General features: G+C 40.6%; 15 protein-coding genes. 12 read left to right on the top strand and 3 right to left on the bottom strand.

Translation table 11 applies throughout. From position 1 onward, the window contains the following. Positions 1 to 149 precede the first annotated feature (149 nt). The 9 genes from rpmB to HT687_RS06810 all read left to right on the top strand — a co-directional run bounded on the left by rpmB (position 150) and on the right by HT687_RS06810 (position 8,747). Complete coding sequence (gene rpmB / locus HT687_RS06770) at positions 150 to 338, top strand: 50S ribosomal protein L28 (protein WP_001140948.1); 189 nt, start codon at positions 150 to 152, stop codon at positions 336 to 338. A gap of 154 nt (positions 339 to 492) precedes the next feature. Continuing rightward, positions 493 to 858, top strand: coding sequence for an Asp23/Gls24 family envelope stress response protein (locus tag HT687_RS06775; RefSeq protein WP_000216436.1), 366 nt, complete (start codon positions 493 to 495; stop codon positions 856 to 858). Between the two features lie 2 nt (positions 859 to 860). Continuing rightward, entirely contained in the window at positions 861 to 2,528 is a 1,668-nt protein-coding gene (locus HT687_RS06780) for a DAK2 domain-containing protein (protein ID WP_000036650.1), read from the top strand. Positions 2,529 to 2,733: 205 nt separating this feature from the next. Then, positions 2,734 to 4,434 (top strand): acetolactate synthase large subunit, encoded by a 1,701-nt coding sequence (locus tag HT687_RS06785; RefSeq protein WP_000411733.1) that lies wholly within the window; start codon positions 2,734 to 2,736, stop codon positions 4,432 to 4,434. Continuing rightward, complete coding sequence (gene ilvN / locus HT687_RS06790) at positions 4,427 to 4,903, top strand: acetolactate synthase small subunit (protein ID WP_001253803.1); 477 nt, start codon at positions 4,427 to 4,429, stop codon at positions 4,901 to 4,903. The genes HT687_RS06785 and ilvN overlap by 8 nt, the downstream gene beginning before the upstream one ends. Positions 4,904 to 4,968: 65 nt before the next feature. Then, positions 4,969 to 5,991: a ketol-acid reductoisomerase gene (ilvC, locus tag HT687_RS06795; protein WP_172924118.1), complete on the top strand. Its 1,023-nt coding sequence runs from the start codon at positions 4,969 to 4,971 to the stop codon at positions 5,989 to 5,991. Positions 5,992 to 6,075: 84 nt separating this feature from the next. Further along, the gene (locus tag HT687_RS06800) at positions 6,076 to 6,432 is read left to right on the top strand and encodes a hypothetical protein (protein WP_001027903.1); all 357 of its coding nucleotides are present in this window, start codon (positions 6,076 to 6,078) and stop codon (positions 6,430 to 6,432) included. 19 nt (positions 6,433 to 6,451) lie between these two features. Continuing rightward, on the top strand, positions 6,452 to 7,702 hold the full coding sequence (ilvA, locus tag HT687_RS06805) for a threonine ammonia-lyase IlvA (RefSeq protein ID WP_000952968.1): 1,251 nt from the start codon (positions 6,452 to 6,454) through the stop codon (positions 7,700 to 7,702). A gap of 829 nt (positions 7,703 to 8,531) precedes the next feature. Further along, the gene (locus HT687_RS06810) at positions 8,532 to 8,747 is read left to right on the top strand and encodes a hypothetical protein (RefSeq protein WP_001130036.1); all 216 of its coding nucleotides are present in this window, start codon (positions 8,532 to 8,534) and stop codon (positions 8,745 to 8,747) included. Between the two features lie 108 nt (positions 8,748 to 8,855). On the opposite strand, the gene HT687_RS06815 is transcribed toward HT687_RS06810, so the two are convergent. Beyond that, positions 8,856 to 9,596, bottom strand: coding sequence for an amino acid ABC transporter ATP-binding protein (locus HT687_RS06815; protein WP_000189488.1), 741 nt, complete (start codon positions 9,594 to 9,596; stop codon positions 8,856 to 8,858). Continuing rightward, positions 9,596 to 11,161 carry an ABC transporter substrate-binding protein/permease gene (locus tag HT687_RS06820; RefSeq protein ID WP_023937414.1) on the bottom strand — a complete coding sequence of 522 codons (1,566 nt, stop codon included), beginning with the start codon at positions 11,159 to 11,161 and terminating at the stop codon, positions 9,596 to 9,598. Before HT687_RS06820 ends, HT687_RS06815 begins: the two co-directional genes overlap by 1 nt. A gap of 137 nt (positions 11,162 to 11,298) precedes the next feature. Between HT687_RS06820 and HT687_RS06825 the strand changes: the two genes are divergently transcribed. Together HT687_RS06825 and HT687_RS06830 are read left to right on the top strand one after the other, a co-directional pair. Beyond that, the gene (locus HT687_RS06825) at positions 11,299 to 13,188 is read left to right on the top strand and encodes a DUF2207 domain-containing protein (RefSeq protein WP_000750623.1); all 1,890 of its coding nucleotides are present in this window, start codon (positions 11,299 to 11,301) and stop codon (positions 13,186 to 13,188) included. A gap of 59 nt (positions 13,189 to 13,247) precedes the next feature. Next, a complete protein-coding gene (locus tag HT687_RS06830; RefSeq protein ID WP_000280764.1) occupies positions 13,248 to 14,093 on the top strand; it encodes an undecaprenyl-diphosphate phosphatase in 846 nt (281 codons plus the stop codon). A 146-nt stretch (positions 14,094 to 14,239) separates the two neighbouring features. Here HT687_RS06830 and dinB read toward each other — a convergent pair whose 3' ends face one another. Continuing rightward, positions 14,240 to 15,301 (bottom strand): DNA polymerase IV, encoded by a 1,062-nt coding sequence (dinB, locus tag HT687_RS06835; protein ID WP_023937411.1) that lies wholly within the window; start codon positions 15,299 to 15,301, stop codon positions 14,240 to 14,242. A 238-nt stretch (positions 15,302 to 15,539) separates the two neighbouring features. Here dinB and pflB point away from each other — a divergent pair, with 238 nt between their 5' ends. Next, positions 15,540 to 17,864: a formate C-acetyltransferase gene (pflB, locus tag HT687_RS06840; RefSeq protein WP_000260631.1), complete on the top strand. Its 2,325-nt coding sequence runs from the start codon at positions 15,540 to 15,542 to the stop codon at positions 17,862 to 17,864. The last annotated feature ends 382 nt before the right edge of the window (positions 17,865 to 18,246 follow it).

Genomic DNA, 18,246 nt, shown 5'->3' on the forward strand with positions numbered 1-18,246 from the left:
TCATTATAGAACTTTCAATATCACATTCGAATCACAATAAATAAAAAAATCTTCCAATTCCCTTGCAAAAATGAAGAAAGTGTGATAACATAGTACGGTATGTAGTGCTAGCACATCCGCTATATTAGATTTAATAGGAGGAAAACACAATGGCTAAAGTATGTTACTTTACAGGTCGTAAGACTGTATCAGGAAACAACCGTTCACACGCGATGAACCAAACAAAACGTGCCGTAAAACCAAACCTTCAAAAAGTTACTGTTCTTATCGATGGTAAACCTAAAAAAGTTTGGGCTTCAGCTCGCGCTTTGAAATCAGGTAAAGTTGAACGCGTTTAATAATAAAAGCAAGGAGACCTCAGGGTCTTTTTCTTTTGACATAGTGAAAAAATCATTTTAAAAGCAGAGTAAATATCCGCTGATACAGTATTCTGCTTTTACACTTGGGCTGAAATATGATAAAATAGAGTATCAACTAGTTGAGGTAAAAAGGATGACTGTAAAAATTAATACAAAAGATGGTCAAATCGAACTAACAGATGAAGTGATTGCAACCGTCGTAGGTGGAGCAGCAACTGAAATTTTTGGTGTGGTCGGTATGGCTAGTAAAAATGCCCTCAAAGATAATTTCCAAGCCCTTCTAGGTAAGGAAAATTATTCCAAAGGTGTCGTCGTAAAGGCAGCCGAAGATGGAAGCATTGCAGTTGATGTGTATACCGTGTTAAGCTACGGAACAAAGATTAGTGAAGTGTCAAAAAACATTCAAGAGCGTGTTGCCTTTAGCTTGGAAAACCAGCTTGGAATTACTGCTCAGACTGTAAATGTCTACATTCAAAATATCAAAGTTGTAGGAGAATAACCGTGTCAAAAATTACTACTAGCTTATTTCAAGAAATGGTGCAGGCTGCATCAACTCGCTTGAATAAGCAAGCTGAATATGTCAATTCATTAAACGTCTTCCCTGTTCCAGATGGAGATACTGGAACAAACATGGGGATGACCATCGAAAATGGAGCTAAAGAAGTTGCAGACAAGCCAGCTTCTACAGTTGGAGAGGTAGCGAGCATTCTTGCTAAAGGGCTTTTGATGGGTGCGCGTGGGAACTCAGGAGTTATTATGTCTCAGCTTTTCCGTGGATTTTCACAAGCCATCAAGGATAAAGACGAGTTAACAGGTCAAGACTTGGCCCTTGCCTTCCAATCAGGTGTTGAAGTTGCCTATAAGGCAGTGATGAAACCAGTTGAAGGAACGATTTTGACAGTTTCTCGTGGGGCTGCTATCGGTGCTAAGAAAAAAGCTGAGCAAACAGATGATGCTGTTGAAGTCATGCGCGCAGCCTTGGAAGGTGCTAAAACAGCTCTAACTAAAACGCCAGACATGCTTCCAGTATTGAAGGAAGTTGGCGTTGTGGACTCAGGTGGTCAAGGATTGGTCTTTATCTACGAAGGTTTCCTTTCTGCCCTTACTGGTGAATATATTGCATCTGAGGACTTTGTAGCGACTCCTGCCAATATGAGTGAAATGATCAATGCAGAGCACCACAAGTCTGTGGCTGGTCATGTGGCGACTGAGGATATCAACTTTGGTTACTGTACTGAAATCATGGTAGCTCTTAAGCAAGGTCCAACCTATGCCAAAGATTTTGACTACGATGAATTCCGTAACTACTTGAATGAACTTGGAGATTCTCTCCTCGTTGTCAATGATGATGAAATCGTCAAAGTCCATGTCCATACAGAAGATCCAGGACTTGTCATGCAAGAAGGTCTAAAATATGGTAGCTTGGTCAAGGTAAAAGTTGACAATATGCGTAACCAACACGAAGCACAGATTGAGAAAGAAACTGCCCAAGTTAGCAAGCCAGCTGAAGAAAAAGAGTATGCTTTGATTGCTGTGGTGGCTGGTAAAGGTCTAGCAGATATCTTCCGTTCTCAAGGTGTGGATTATGTTATCGAAGGCGGTCAAACCATGAACCCTTCAACAGAAGACTTTATCAAGGCTGTTGAACAGGTCAATGCCCGTAACATCATCTTCCTGCCAAATAACAAGAATATCTTCATGGCAGCTCAATCTGCGGCAGAAGTTTTGGAGCAACCAGCAGTAGTGGTAGAGGCTCGCACTCTTCCTCAAGGTTTGACAAGTCTTCTTGCCTTTGATTCAAGCAAGTCCATTGAAGAAAACCAAGAGCGTATGACAGCTGCTCTTAGCGATGTCGTTAGCGGAAGCGTCACAACAGCCGTGCGTGATACAACGATCGATGGTTTAGAAATCCATGAAAACGATAATCTAGGTATGGTGGATGGGAAAATCCTCGTGTCAAACCCTGACATGCACCAAACCTTGGCAGAAACTTTGAAACATATGTTGGATGAAGACAGTGAAATCGTAACCTTCTATGTCGGTGAAGACGGAAGCGAAGAACTTGCCAATGAAATCGCTCAAGAAATCGCAGAAGAATTTGAGGATCTTGAAGTTGAAATCCACCAAGGTCAACAACCTGTTTACCCCTATCTATTTAGTGTGGAATAAGAGCCGATTAATGAAGGACTGAGAAATCAGTTCTTTTTTCTTTTTTAGTAAATGAAAACGGTATCTTTTTAATAAAAACAAAAATAACATTCATAAATAAACGTTAAAATAGAAAATTCAGAAAATTTCTTCTTTTCTCTTGAAAATTTTTTAAAAAATGGTATGATAGTAACAAGTTATTTTTAAGAGGAAAGAAAGGGAAACAATGGAGAAAATCAGTTTAGAATCTCCTAAGACGGGTTCGGACCTAGTTTTGGAAACACTTCGTGATTTAGGAATTGATACCATCTTTGGTTATCCTGGTGGTGCAGTCTTGCCTTTTTATGATGCGATATATAATTTTAAAGGTATTCACCACATTCTAGGACGCCATGAGCAAGGTTGTCTGCATGAAGCTGAAGGTTATGCTAAATCAACTGGAAAGTTGGGTGTTGCCGTCGTTACTAGCGGACCGGGAGCAACAAATGCCATTACAGGGATTGCGGATGCCATGAGCGATAGTGTTCCCCTTTTGGTCTTTACAGGTCAGGTAGGGCGAGCAGGGATTGGGAAGGATGCCTTTCAGGAGGCAGACATCGTGGGAATTACCATGCCAATCACTAAGTACAATTACCAAGTTCGTGAGACAGCTGATATTCCGCGTATCATCACGGAAGCTGTCCATATCGCGACTACAGGCCGTCCAGGGCCAGTCGTCATTGACCTACCTAAAGACGTATCTGCTTTAGAAACAGACTTCATTTATTCACCAGAAGTGAACCTACCAAGCTATCAGCCGACTCTTGAACCAAATGATATGCAAATCAAGAAAATCTTGAAGCAATTGTCCAAGGCTAAAAAGCCAGTCTTGTTAGCTGGTGGTGGAATTAGTTATGCTGAGGCTGCGGCAGAATTAAATGAATTTGCAGAACGCTATCAAATTCCAGTCGTAACAACTCTCTTAGGTCAAGGAACAATTGCAACGACTCACCCACTCTTCCTTGGAATGGGGGGGATGCACGGTTCTTTCGCAGCGAATATTGCCATGACAGAGACGGACTTTATGATTAGTATTGGCTCTCGTTTTGATGACCGTTTGACAGGAAATCCAAAGACTTTTGCTAAGAATTCTAAGGTTGCCCATATTGATATTGACCCAGCCGAGATTGGCAAGATTATCAGTGCAGATATTCCTGTAGTTGGAGATGCTAAGAAAGCCTTGCAAATGTTGCTAGCAGAACCGACAGTTCATAACAATACTGAGAAATGGATTGAGAAAGTTACTAAAGACAAGAACCGTGTTCGTTCTTATGATAAGAAAGAGCGTGTGGTTCAACCGCAAGCAGTTATTGAACGCATTGGTGAATTGACGAATGGAGATGCCATTGTGGTAACAGATGTTGGTCAACACCAAATGTGGACAGCCCAGTATTATCCCTACCAAAATGAACGTCAGTTAGTGACTTCAGGTGGTTTAGGAACCATGGGATTCGGAATTCCAGCAGCAATCGGGGCTAAAATTGCTAACCCAGATAAGGAAGTAGTCTTGTTTGTTGGGGATGGTGGTTTCCAAATGACCAACCAGGAGTTGGCTATTTTGAATATTTACAAAGTGCCAATCAAGGTGGTTATGCTGAACAATCATTCACTTGGAATGGTTCGCCAGTGGCAGGAATCCTTCTATGAAGGAAGAACATCAGAGTCGGTCTTTGATACCCTTCCTGATTTCCAATTGATGGCGCAGGCTTATGGTATTAAAAACTATAAGTTTGACAATCCTGAGACCTTGGCTCAAGACCTTGAAGTCATCACTGAGCATGTTCCTATGCTAATTGAGGTAGATATTTCTCGTAAGGAACAGGTGTTACCAATGGTACCGGCTGGTAAGAGTAATCATGAGATGTTGGGGGTGAAGTTCCATGCGTAGAATGTTAACAGCAAAACTACAAAATCGTTCAGGAGTCCTCAATCGCTTTACAGGTGTCTTATCTCGTCGTCAGGTTAATATTGAAAGCATCTCTGTTGGAGCAACAGAAGATCCGAATGTATCGCGTATCACCATTATTATTGATGTTGCTTCTCATGATGAAGTGGAGCAAATTATCAAGCAACTCAATCGTCAGATTGATGTGATTCGCATTCGTGATATTACAGACAAGCCTCATTTGGAGCGCGAGGTGATTTTGGTTAAGATGTCAGCGCCAGCTGAGAAGCGAGCTGAGATTCTAGCGATTATTCAACCTTTCCGTGCAACAGTGGTAGACGTAGCGCCAAGCTCGATTACCATTCAGATGACAGGAAATGCTGAAAAGAGTGAAGCTCTATTACGAGTCATTCGACCGTACGGTATTCGCAATATTGCTCGAACGGGTGCAACTGGATTTACCCGTGACTAAAAATCCAACTTAAATTTGTTAAACCAGCCTAAAAGGCAATAAATGATAGAAAAGAGAGAAAAACTATGGCAGTTCAAATGGAATACGAAAAAGATGTTAAAGTAGCAGCACTTGACGGTAAAAAAATCGCCGTTATCGGTTATGGTTCACAAGGACATGCGCATGCTCAAAACTTGCGTGACTCAGGTCGCGATGTCATCATCGGTGTACGTCCAGGTAAATCTTTTGACAAAGCAAAAGAAGATGGATTTGACACTTACACAGTAGCAGAAGCAACTAAATTGGCTGATGTTATCATGATTTTGGCACCAGACGAAATCCAACAAGAATTGTACGAAGCGGAAATCGCTCCAAACTTGGAAGCTGGGAATGCAGTTGGATTTGCTCATGGTTTCAACATTCACTTCGAATTTATCAAAGTTCCTGCGGATGTAGATGTCTTTATGTGTGCTCCTAAAGGACCAGGGCACTTGGTACGCCGTACTTACGAAGAAGGATTTGGTGTACCAGCTCTTTACGCAGTATACCAAGATGCAACAGGAAATGCGAAAAACATTGCTATGGACTGGTGTAAAGGTGTTGGAGCAGCTCGTGTAGGTCTTCTTGAAACAACATACAAAGAAGAAACTGAAGAAGATTTGTTTGGTGAACAAGCTGTACTTTGTGGTGGTTTGACTGCCCTTATCGAAGCAGGTTTCGAAGTCTTGACAGAAGCAGGTTACGCTCCAGAATTGGCTTACTTTGAAGTTCTTCACGAAATGAAATTGATCGTTGACTTGATCTATGAAGGTGGATTCAAGAAAATGCGTCAATCTATTTCAAACACTGCTGAATACGGTGACTATGTATCAGGTCCATGTGTGATTACTGAGCAAGTTAAAGAAAATATGAAAGCTGTCTTGGCAGACATCCAAAATGGTAAATTTGCAAATGACTTTGTAAATGACTATAAAGCTGGACGTCCAAAATTGACTGCTTACCGTGAACAAGCAGCTAACCTTGAAATTGAAAAAGTTGGTGCAGAATTGCGTAAAGCAATGCCTTTCGTTGGTAAAAACGACGATGATGCATTCAAAATCTATAACTAATTAGAAAGCAAAGAATTTTGCTTAAAATAGTAGCTTCAGCTATTCGTGGGATATTAGATATACTTATTTAGGGGTTGAAATCATATGAATATTACCAATTTGTTTTCTATCAAGACAGGATGTGATGAAACTGATAGGCAACTGCAAAAATTATTTTTTCAGTTGGATTTACAATTGGGAGAATTGACAGATCAACTAAGAAAATTAGATTCTAATTTTGTTTCTCGTAGTCAATTTGTAGACACGCTGGATTTGAATGATGTAGAATATAAAGAAGTTTTAAACTATTTTATCTTCCATCGTAATGATAGTGAAGAAAGTTTGGCAGAATGGTTATATGATTGGATTTCCACAAATCGTTATGAACTTCCTAAAGAGTTTTCAATTCGTATGGCTCATAAATATCATGAAAGTGTTGCTGAAGTTTTTGGAGATGAATAACTAAAAAAACAGGTTTTATATGTTAAGTTCAAAAGATATTATCAAGGCTCATAAGGTCTTGAATGGTGTGGTTGTGAATACCCCACTGGATTACGACCATTATTTATCGGAGAAGTATGGTGCTAAGATTTATTTGAAAAAAGAAAATGCCCAGCGTGTTCGTTCCTTTAAAATTCGTGGTGCCTATTATGCTATTTCTCAGCTCAGCAAGGAAGAACGTGAGCGTGGGGTAGTCTGTGCTTCTGCGGGAAATCATGCGCAGGGAGTTGCCTATACTTGTAATGAGATGAAAATTCCTGCTACTATTTTTATGCCCATTACCACTCCGCAACAAAAGATTGGTCAGGTTCGCTTTTTTGGTGGGGATTTTGTAACCATTAAACTAGTTGGAGATACCTTTGATGCCTCAGCCAAAGCAGCTCAAGAATTTACAGTCTCTGAAAATCGTACCTTTATTGCTCCCTTTGATGATACTCATGTCCAAGCGGGTCAAGGAACAGTTGCTTATGAGATTTTAGAAGAAGCTCGAAAAGAATCGATTGACTTTGATGCTGTCTTGGTCCCTGTTGGTGGTGGCGGTCTCATTGCCGGGATTTCTACCTATATCAAGGAAACAAGTCCAGAAATTGAAGTCATTGGGGTAGAGGCTAATGGAGCGCGTTCCATGAAAGCTGCTTTTGAAGCTGGTGGACCTGTTAAACTCAAAGAAATTGACAAATTTGCGGATGGGATTGCTGTGCAAAAGGTAGGACAGTTGACCTATGAAGCAACGCGTCAACATGTTCAAACTTTGGTAGGTGTCGATGAGGGATTGATTTCTGAAACTTTGATTGACCTCTACTCTAAGCAAGGGATTGTTGCAGAACCTGCTGGAGCAGCTAGTATCGCCTCTTTAGAGGTTTTAGCTGAATATATCAAGGGGAAAACCATTTGTTGTATCATTTCTGGAGGGAATAATGATATCAACCGTATGCCAGAAATGGAAGAGCGTGCCTTGATTTATGATGGGATCAAACATTACTTTGTGGTCAATTTCCCACAGCGTCCAGGAGCTTTGCGTGAGTTTGTAAATGATATCTTGGGGCCAAATGATGATATCACCCGTTTTGAGTATATCAAGCGAGCTAGTAAGGGAACAGGTCCAGTATTGATTGGGATCGCTTTGGCAGATAAGCATGATTATGCAGGCTTAATTCGTCGAATGGAAGGTTTTGATCCAGCTTATATTAACTTAAATGGGAATGAAACGCTCTATAATATGCTTGTCTGAGGACTAATAAAAAAATATCATATTATTTGCACAACTAATGTATAGGTGTTATAATGATAGTGAAGAAAGGGGGCGATTCCTATGGTTTTAGGAAGCTTATCGTGCTATTTCTACTACAACTCACTATAACACCTATTATTTTCGATTCTGTTTATATTAAGGCGGCAGAATTACTTACTATATATAAGGAAATTTTTTGAAATCCCCAATTGTATATATCCCTAATTTGAGATTTCTCTAAATATAATAGGAATCAAAAAAAATAATCAATGTTTGTGAGATGACTGCTAGGTGAGTTGGTCGAAAAACTCGTGAGATAGACAATAGTGCTAGACATGCAATAGCTAGTGATACTGATTTTAAATGACTAGCTGGAAAGTGGGTATGTAATCAGAAGATGCAAGATTGTACAAAGTAAGTAGTACCGGTTGTGAAATGGATAAGATATAGATAAGGACAGGAAAGGAACCAAAGAAGGAGAAAGAAAACGGAATGATTTAGAGATAGTGAGGAGTGAAAGACTATCTTTAGTGGGCTTGTTGATTTAAAAGGAATAGATAGAATGAAATAGTAAATCCTGTCTATCCTATTAAGAAACTGGTATTCAGCATACGTGAATATTTTTACAAATTTAAAGTTTAATAATGCAATTGTTTTTTAGGAGCATACTGATGGGTTATAGTAAGCGGAAAACTATATATTATCGGCTTTAAAAAGGAAGTAAGAAGATTCTGGGTCATTTATTTTATTGAATATATGTTTTTTTATTGACAAAAGTAGTAAAAACGTATACAATTAAGTATTGTAAAGAAGAAAATAGGAGAAAAACATGGCTAAGTCAAACTTTGAAAAAGTAGAATCAGTTGTTGGCTGGGTTCGTGATAAGAAAATCACAGGCTACCGTATCTCTAAGGAAACGAATGCGCGTGAAATGTCTATCATTGCTCTGGCGCAGGGTCGTGCAAAAGTAAAAAATATTTCATTTGAAACAGCCCTAGGCCTAATTGATTTCTATGAAAAAAATCATGAAAAATTTGAAGATTAATCTTTGGATAACGGCGGATTCTTGACCCTCAAGTAGTAGAGATAGAGAATCTGCCTTTTCATTTTGAGGACAGCAAAAAGACTGCACGGTTGAGGCAGCCTTTTCTTTTTATTTGAGATAGCGTTGAAGGAATTCTTTTGTACGGTCTTCTTTAGGATTGGTGAAGAGATCTTCTGGTTTGCCTTCTTCAGCAATCACACCCTTATCCATAAAGATAACACGGTGAGAGACATCACGGGCGAATTCCATTTCGTGGGTTACGACAATCATGGTCAAGCCTTCCTGAGCCAGATCTTGCATGATTTTGAGGACTTCTCCAACCATTTCTGGATCGAGAGCTGATGTTGGTTCATCAAAGAGAATAGCGTCCGGATTCATGGAGAGGGCACGAGCGATGGCCACACGTTGTTTTTGACCCCCTGAGAGTTGTCTTGGCTTCGCTTGCCAGTAGCGTTCTCCCATGCCGACTTTTTCTAGGTTTTCTTTGGCAGTCTTTTCAGCTTCTGTGCGTTCGCGTTTAAGGACAGTTGTCTGAGCGACAATTGTGTTTTCAAGCACGTTGAGATTTTCAAAGAGGTTAAAGGATTGGAACACCATCCCCAACTTTTCACGGTATTGCGTGAGGTCATAGCCTTTTTCGAGGACATTTTGTCCATGATAAAGGATTTGTCCATCAGTTGGTGTTTCAAGTAGGTTGATGGAGCGTAGGAAGGTCGATTTCCCGCTTCCAGAGCTTCCGATGATAGAGATTACCTCTCCCTTGTGGACAGTGAGTGAAATGTCTTTTAGCACTTCGTTTTGGCCATAGGATTTTTTGAGGTGTTTAATTTCAAGGATTGCTTGTGTCATTATTTAAAATCCTCCGTTTGTATTTGGTTAGCACCTGTAGTATAGGTATCCATGTCCATTCTGCGTTCGATGAAGCGTAGGATACGTGTTACGGTGAAGGTGAGGACAAAGTAAATCACGGCGATGATTGTAAATGTCTGGAAGTATTGATAGGTTTGAGTTGCCACGGTATTTCCTGAGAAATAAAGTTCGACAACAGAGATAACGTTCAATACAGATGTATCTTTGATATTGATGACAAATTCATTACCAGTTGCAGGTAGGATGTTACGGACAACCTGAGGCAGGACAATCTTACGCATGGTTTGGTTATGGGTCATACCAAGAGCAGTAGCAGCTTCAAATTGTCCCTTGTCAACTGCTAGGATACCACCACGGACGATTTCAGTCATGTAGGCACCAGTGTTAATCGAAACGATGAAGATAGCAGCCAGTGTGCGATCAAGGTTGATACCGAAAGCTTGGGCAGTTCCATAGTAGATAACCATCGATTGAACGATCATTGGCGTACCACGGAAAATTTCAATGTAGACATTGAGGATCCAGCCGACTAGTTTTTGTAGGCTATAAATGGCTTTATTTTCAGAGAGAGGAGCAGTACGGAAAACACCAATGGCAAGTCCAATAATGAGACCTGTGATAGTTCCGACGATAGAGATTAAAAGGGTGACACCCGCACCACGCAAGAGTTGTTGCCAGTTTTCAGAAAGAATTTTAGCGACTTGGCTGAAGAAACTACTGCTAGTCTCTTCAGTTGTTGTAGATTCGGCAGGTTGTTCCTTGATCATACGATCCATCAAGGCAACTTGGTCATCTTTTGAAATGGTTTCGATGCTGGCATTGATTTGGCTAATACGATTGTCATCTTTACGAAGTCCAATGGCGATAGCTGTATCTTCTTCCCCAGTTTTGAAACCTGGTTCTACTTGGACCATCTTGAACTTAGAGTTAGCAGCTTCAGCAGTCAGAGCTTCTGGGCGTTCAGAAACATAGGCATCGATGACACCAGCCTCAAGAGCTTGGCGCATTTGAGCGAAGTCTCCCATAGCTGTTTCTTTTTTAGCACCTAAGATTTGTGCAATCAAGTCGTAGAGGTAGACACCTTGTTGAGAAGTGATTTTCGCACCATTAAAGTCATCCAAAGATTTAGCATTTGCGTAGGCAGAATCTTTTTTGATAAGCAAAACTGGTTCGCTAGTGTAGTAACTGCTTGAAAAGGCAATTTCTTGTTTACGCTCGGCAGTAGGACTCATACCTGCGATAATCATGTCAATCTTACCAGAAGTAAGGGCAGGGACTAGACCTTCCCACTTGGTTTTAACAACCAAAGGTTCTTTACCTAAGTCCTTAGCGATTTTCTTGGCGATTTGAACATCGTATCCGTTGGCATACTGGTTGGTTCCATCGATTTTGACAGCTCCATTGCTATCATCATCCTGGGTCCAGTTAAAGGGGGCATATGCTGCTTCCATCCCGATGCGTAAATATTCATCGGCTTGAGCAACATTGACAAGTCCTAGCATCAGCAAGAGACTTGTGAAAATAGATAAGTATATTTTTCTCATGATTTCTCCTATTCTAATCTATTAAAAAATAACTGTCTCCTATTTTATCGAAAAATGCGTAATTTTTCAACATAAGTAAGCCTTTACTTACGAAAAAATGCTATAATGATAAGAAAGATAAAAAGGGGGCTTAGTTGATGAAAAAAACTTTTTTCTTACTGATGTTTGGCTTGTTTTGCCTTCTGCCACTTTCTGTTTTCGCCATTGATTTCAAGATAAACTCTTATCAAGGGGATTTGTATATTCATGCAGACAATACGGCAGAATTTAGACAAAAGATAGTTTATCAGTTTGAGGAGGACTTTAAGGGCCAAATCGTGGGACTTGGACGTGCTGGCAAGATGCCTAGTGGATTTGACATTGATCCTCATCCAAAGGTTCAGGCTGCGAAAAATGGTGCTGAACTAGCAGACGTTACGAGCGAAGTGACAGAAGAAGCGAATGGTTATACTGTGAGAGTCTATAATCCAGGCCAGGAAGGCGACACAGTTGAAGTTGAGCTTACATGGAACTTAAAAAATTTGCTTTTCCTATATGATGACATTGCTGAATTAAATTGGCAACCTTTAACAGATAGTTCAGGGGCTATTGGCAAGTTTGAATTTCATGTAAGGGGAGACAAGGGAGCTGAAAAACTCTTTTTCCATACAGGGAAACTTTTTAGAGAGGGAACGATTGAAAAGAGTAGCCTTGATTATACTATTCGTTTGGACAATCTTCCGGCTAAGCGTGGAGTTGAATTGCATGCCTATTGGCCTCGAACTGATTTTGCTAGCGCTAGGGATCAGGGATTGAAAGGAAATCATTTAGAAGAATTTAATAAGGTAGAAGACTCGATTGTTAAAGAAAAAGAGCAAAGTAAACAACTCCTTACTTGGGTCTTACCTTCGATACTTTCTATCTCCTTGTTATTGAGTGTCTGCTTCTATTTTATCTATAGAAGAAAGACCACTCCTTCAGTCAAATATGCCAAAAATCATCGTCTCTATGAACCACCAATGGAATTAGAGCCTATGGTTTTATCAGAGGCTGTCTACTCGACCTCCTTGGAGGAAGTGAGTCCCTTGGTCAAGGGGGCTGGCAAATTCACCTTTGACCAACTTATTCAAGCTACCTTGCTAGATGTGATAGACCGTGGAAATGTCTCTATCATTTCAGAAGGAGATGCAGTTGGTTTGAGGCTAGTAAAAGAAGATGGTTTGTCAAGCTTTGAGAAAGACTGTCTAAATCTGGCTTTTTCAGGCAAAAAAGAAGAAACTCTTTCCAATTTGTTTGCGGATTACAAGGTATCTGATAGTCTTTATCGTAGAGCAAAAGTCTCTGATGAAAAACGGATTCAAGCAAAGGGGCGTCAGCTTAAATCTTCTTTCGAAGCAGTATTAAAAGAGATGCAAGAAGGGGTCAGAGACAGGGTTTTCTTCTGGGGGCTCCCAGATTACTATCGTCCTTTAACTGGTGGGGAAAAGGCCTTGCAAGTGGGTATGGGACTCTCCACTATCTTGCCCCTATTTATTGGATTTGGTTTGTTCTTGTACAGTTTGGACGTTTATGGCTATCTTTACCTCCCCTTGCCAATACTTGGTTTTCTAGGTTTGGTTTTGGCTGTTTTCTATTATTGGAAGCTTCGATTAGATAATCGTGATGGTGTCCTAAATGAAGCAGGAGCAGAGGTCTACTATCTCTGGACCAGTTTTGAAAATATGTTGCGTGAGATTGCGCGATTGGATCAGGCTGAATTGGAAAGTATTGTGGTCTGGAATCGCCTCTTGGTCTATGCGACCTTATTTGGCTATGCGGACAAGGTCAGCCATTTGATGAAGGTTCATCAGATTCAAGTGGAAAATCCAGATATCAACCTCTATGTAGCTTATGGCTGGCACAGTATGTTTTATCATTCAAGCGCGCAAATGAGCCATTATGCCAGTGTCGCAAATACAGCAAGTACCTACTCTGTATCTTCTGGAAGTGGAAGTTCTGGCGGTGGTTTCTCTGGAGGCGGAGGTGGTGGAAGTATCGGTGCCTTTTAAAGAGAACTGCCATAGATTGAAAAATATGCTATAATGGAAGATAGAAAAAGGAGTAATCTATGTATCTTATTGAAATTTTAAAATCTATCTTCTTCGGGATTGTTGAAGGAATTACGGAATGGTTGCCGATTTCCAGTACAGGTCACTTGATTTTAGCAGAGGAATTTATCCAATACCAAAATCAAAACGAAGCCTTTATTTCCATGTTTAATGTCGTGATTCAGCTTGGTGCGATTTTGGCGGTCATGGTAATCTACTTTAACAAGCTCAATCCTTTCAAACCGACTAAGGACAAGCAGGAAGTTCGTAAGACTTGGAGACTATGGCTGAAGGTCTTGATTGCGACCTTGCCTTTACTTGCCGTCTTTAAGTTTGATGATTGGTTTGATACCCACTTCCATAACATGGTTTCTGTTGCTCTCATGTTGATTATCTATGGGATTGCCTTTATCTATTTGGAAAAACGTAATAAAGCGCGTGCTATCGAGCCAAGTGTGACAGAGTTGGACAAGCTTCCTTATACAACAGCTTTCTATATCGGACTCTTCCAAGTTCTTGCCCTTTTACCAGGGACAAGCCGTTCTGGAGCTACAATCGTCGGTGGTTTGTTAAATGGAACCAGTCGTTCAGTTGTGACAGAATTTACCTTCTATCTAGGGATTCCTGTTATGTTTGGAGCTAGTGCCTTAAAGATTTTCAAATTTTTGAAAGCAGGACAGCTCTTGAGCTTTGGACAATTGTTCTTGCTCTTGGTTGCGATGGGAGTCGCTTTTGCAGTCAGCATGGTGGCTATTCGCTTTTTGACAAGTTATGTGAAAAAACACGATTTTACCCTTTTTGGTAAATACCGCATCGTGCTTGGTAGTGTCTTGCTACTTTACAGTTTTGTCCGTTTATTTGTATAAGAAAAACCTTGAAGGGGCAGCTCTTCAAGGTTTTATACTCTTTGAAAATCTCTTCAGACCGCGTCAGCTCTATCTGCAACCTCAAAACAGTGTTTTGAGCAGCCTGCGGCTAGCTTCCTAGTTTGCTCTTTGATTTTCATTGAGTTTCAAAATCCAGTCACGGTAATCCCCAGCAGGCGGACACCTCTTTCTTTCTCGCTTAATTCTTCATAGAGTTGTAGGGTTATTTGGCTTATCTGGCTAGCATCCTGTGTTTTTTGAGCTAGACTTTTTCGTTTAGTGAGAGTTGAAAAGTCCTCGTAGCGGATTTTCAAAATGACAATTTTTCCAGATTTTTCTTGTTGACTGAGATTGAGAGCGACTCTTTCTGATAGAAGAGTCAGCTCTTTTTTGATATCTTCCTCGGCACGGAGAATCTTCCCATAGGTTTTCTCCTTCCCGATTGACTTACGGATGCGATTGGATTTGACTGGGGAATTGTGGATGCCACGAGCCTTTCGATAAAGGTCATAACCCAGTCTACCAAAACGATCTATTAGGGTCACTTCAGGGACTTCAAGTAGGTCAGCGCCAGTAAAAACGCCCATTTGATGAAGACGTTCTACAGTCTTTTTTCCTACTCCATGAAACTTGGAAATATCCATTTGTTTGAGGAAATCCTCAGCTTGGTCAGGTAGAATCACTGTCAAACCATGTGGTTTTTGATAATCACTGGCCATTTTAGCCAAGAATTTGTTGTAAGAAACGCCAGCAGAAGCAGTTAGATGGAGTTCTTGCCAGATATCCTCTTGAATGAGGCGAGCAATTTTGACCGCTGACTTGATCCCGAGTTTATTTTCTGTCACATCCAAATAGGCTTCGTCAATGCTCATGGGTTCTATTAAATCTGTATAGCGCTTAAAGATAGCTCGAATCTGGAGTCCCACAGCTTTGTATTTCTCATAATTCCCCGAGATGAAGACGGCCTGGGGACAACGCTCATAGGCTTCCTTAGAGCTCATGGCTGAATGGATACCAAAAGCTCGTGCCTCATAGCTACAGGTAGAAACGACTCCCCGCCCACCTGTTTGCCGAGGGTCACTGCCGATAATGACAGGTTTTCCTCTGAGTTTAGGATTATCTCTGATTTCCACCGCAGCAAAAAAGGCATCCATGTCAATATGGATGATTTTTCTTGACAAATCATTTAACAAAGGAAAAATCAACATGCCTAGCCCCCTTTTTACCGCTTATTTTCTTTTATTATACCCTTTTTTCTGAAAAAAAGAAAAAAGGACTTTATTTTTTCAAAAATATAATACAGTTTGAAATAAAATATAGACTGTTTTAGAAAAGAAAGTGTAAAAATAGGGATTTTCCACTTGTTGAAATCGGTTACTGTATGGTATACTTGTCTCATGAATGTAACAGATGGTTGTTACTAGAAAGAAAAAAGAGGACATTAACATGGTTGTTAAAACAGTTGTTGAAGCACAAGATATTTTTGACAAAGCTTGGGAAGGCTTCAAAGGCGTAGATTGGAAAGAAAAAGCAAGTGTATCACGCTTCGTACAAGCTAACTACACACCTTACGATGGAGACGAAAGCTTCCTTGCAGGACCAACAGAACGTTCACTTCACATCAAAAAAATTGTAGAAGAAACGAAGGCTCACTACGAAGAAACTCGTTTCCCAATGGACACTCGTCCAACATCTATCGCTGATATCCCAGCAGGATTTATCGATAAAGAAAATGAAGTTATCTTCGGTATCCAAAACGATGAACTCTTCAAATTGAACTTCATGCCAAAAGGTGGTATCCGTATGGCTGAAACAACTTTGAAAGAAAATGGATACGAACCAGATCCAGCTGTTCACGAAATCTTTACTAAATACGTAACAACAGTTAACGACGGTATCTTCCGTGCCTACACTTCAAACATTCGTCGCGCACGTCACGCACACACTGTAACTGGTCTTCCAGATGCATACTCACGCGGACGTATCATCGGTGTTTACGCACGTCTTGCTCTTTACGGTGCAGACTACTTGATGCAAGAAAAAGTAAACGACTGGAATGCAATCGAAGAAATTGATGAAGAAACAATCCGTCTTCGTGAAGAAATCAACCTTCAATACCAAGCATTGCAACAAGTTGTTCGCTTGGGTGACCTTTACGGAGTTGATGTTCGCAAACCAGCGATGAACGTTAAAGAAGCGATCCAATGGGTTAACATCGCCTTCATGTCTGTCTGCCGTGTTATCAACGGTGCTGCTACATCTCTAGGACGTGTACCAATCGTTTTGGACATCTTTGCAGAACGTGACCTTGCTCGTGGTACATTTACTGAATCAGAAATCCAAGAATTCGTTGATGATTTCGTTATGAAACTTCGTACAGTTAAATTTGCTCGGACAAAAGCTTACGACCAATTGTACTCAGGTGACCCAACTTTCATCACAACTTCTATGGCTGGTATGGGTAACGACGGTCGTCACCGTGTTACTAAGATGGACTACCGTTTCTTGAACACTCTTGACAACATCGGTAACTCTCCAGAACCAAACTTGACAGTTCTTTGGACTGATAAATTGCCATACAACTTCCGCCGCTACTGTATGCACATGAGCCACAAACACTCTTCTATCCAATACGAAGGTGTAACAACAATGGCTAAAGACGGATATGGTGAAATGAGTTGTATCTCATGCTGTGTGTCTCCACTTGACCCAGAAAATGAAGAACAACGCCACAACATCCAGTACTTCGGTGCGCGTGTAAACGTATTGAAAGCCCTTCTTACTGGTTTGAACGGTGGTTACGACGATGTTCACAAAGACTACAAAGTATTTGACATCGAACCAATCCGTGACGAAGTTCTTGAATTTGAATCAGTTAAAGCTAACTTTGAAAAATCTCTTGACTGGTTGACTGACACTTACGTAGATGCCTTGAACATCATTCACTACATGACTGATAAATACAACTACGAAGCTGTTCAAATGGCCTTCTTGCCAACTAAACAACGTGCCAACATGGGATTCGGTATCTGTGGATTTGCCAACACTGTTGACACATTGTCAGCTATTAAGTACGCTACAGTTAAACCAATCCGTGACGAAAATGGCTATATCTACGATTACGAAACAATCGGTGAATACCCACGTTGGGGTGAAGATGACCCACGTTCAAACGAATTGGCAGAATGGTTGATCGAAGCTTACACTACTCGTCTACGTAGCCACAAACTTTACAAAGACGCAGAAGCTACTGTATCACTTTTGACAATCACATCTAACGTTGCTTACTCTAAACAAACTGGTAACTCACCAGTCCACAAAGGTGTATACCTCAACGAAGATGGTTCTGTGAACTTGTCTAAACTTGAATTCTTCTCACCAGGTGCTAACCCATCTAACAAAGCTAAAGGTGGATGGTTGCAAAACTTGAATTCACTTTCTAGCCTTGACTTTAGTTATGCAGCTGATGGTATCTCATTGACTACACAAGTATCACCTCGCGCTCTTGGTAAGACTCGTGACGAACAAGTTGATAACTTGGTAACAATCCTTGATGGTTACTTCGAAAACGGTGGACAACACGTTAACTTGAACGTTATGGACTTGAACGATGTTTACGAAAAGATTATGTCAGGTGAAGACGTTATCGTACGTATCTCTGGATACTGTGTAAACACTAAATACCTCACTCCAGAACAAAAAACTGAATTGACACAACGTGTCTTCCACGAAGTTCTTTCAATGGATGATGCCTTGGATGCATTGAGCTAATCAAGTTCTTGAATAATGAAAAGGAACCCTCGGTCAGTCGACTGAGGGTTTTGTGCTTGGGGATAGTGTGAGCAATTCCTTCGGCGCAATATGCAATGTTTTTGGAAAGGAATAGTGGACCGAATCTGAAATAGCCCGCTGAAACGTTTCAAACAGTGCTAGAAATTGACTGGAATTCAAAGATACTTGTTGAGTTGGGGGGATTTGAAAATAATCCTCAATGAAAATCAAAGAGCAAACTAGGAAGCTATCCTCAGGTTGCTCAAAACACTGTTTTGAGGTTGCAGATAGATCTGACGCAGTTTGAAGAGATTTTCATTGAGGATAAGTCAGGTACTGAAATGTCTGATCGGGATTTAAAGATATAATCCCGACTTTATCA

This window comes from Streptococcus sp. 1449, assembly GCF_013276805.1.
In the GTDB taxonomy this organism is placed as follows: Bacteria; Bacillota; Bacilli; order Lactobacillales; family Streptococcaceae; genus Streptococcus; species Streptococcus pseudopneumoniae.

Excerpts from the sequence above, each read along its gene's own strand:
- HT687_RS06810 (WP_001130036.1), top strand. The coding sequence starts at position 8,532 with ATGGCTAAGTCAAACTTTGAAAAAGTAGAATCAGTTGTTGGCTGGGTT.
- HT687_RS06820 (WP_023937414.1), bottom strand. The coding sequence starts at position 11,161 with ATGAGAAAAATATACTTATCTATTTTCACAAGTCTCTTGCTGATGCTA.
- HT687_RS06825 (WP_000750623.1), top strand. The coding sequence starts at position 11,299 with ATGAAAAAAACTTTTTTCTTACTGATGTTTGGCTTGTTTTGCCTTCTG.
- HT687_RS06830 (WP_000280764.1), top strand. The coding sequence starts at position 13,248 with ATGTATCTTATTGAAATTTTAAAATCTATCTTCTTCGGGATTGTTGAA.
- ilvA (WP_000952968.1), top strand. The coding sequence starts at position 6,452 with ATGTTAAGTTCAAAAGATATTATCAAGGCTCATAAGGTCTTGAATGGT.
- ilvN (WP_001253803.1), top strand. The coding sequence starts at position 4,427 with ATGCGTAGAATGTTAACAGCAAAACTACAAAATCGTTCAGGAGTCCTC.
- HT687_RS06775 (WP_000216436.1), top strand. The coding sequence starts at position 493 with ATGACTGTAAAAATTAATACAAAAGATGGTCAAATCGAACTAACAGAT.
- dinB (WP_023937411.1), bottom strand. The coding sequence starts at position 15,301 with ATGTTGATTTTTCCTTTGTTAAATGATTTGTCAAGAAAAATCATCCAT.
- HT687_RS06815 (WP_000189488.1), bottom strand. The coding sequence starts at position 9,596 with ATGACACAAGCAATCCTTGAAATTAAACACCTCAAAAAATCCTATGGC.
- HT687_RS06785 (WP_000411733.1), top strand. The coding sequence starts at position 2,734 with ATGGAGAAAATCAGTTTAGAATCTCCTAAGACGGGTTCGGACCTAGTT.
- rpmB (WP_001140948.1), top strand. The coding sequence starts at position 150 with ATGGCTAAAGTATGTTACTTTACAGGTCGTAAGACTGTATCAGGAAAC.
- HT687_RS06800 (WP_001027903.1), top strand. The coding sequence starts at position 6,076 with ATGAATATTACCAATTTGTTTTCTATCAAGACAGGATGTGATGAAACT.
- pflB (WP_000260631.1), top strand. The coding sequence starts at position 15,540 with ATGGTTGTTAAAACAGTTGTTGAAGCACAAGATATTTTTGACAAAGCT.
- ilvC (WP_172924118.1), top strand. The coding sequence starts at position 4,969 with ATGGCAGTTCAAATGGAATACGAAAAAGATGTTAAAGTAGCAGCACTT.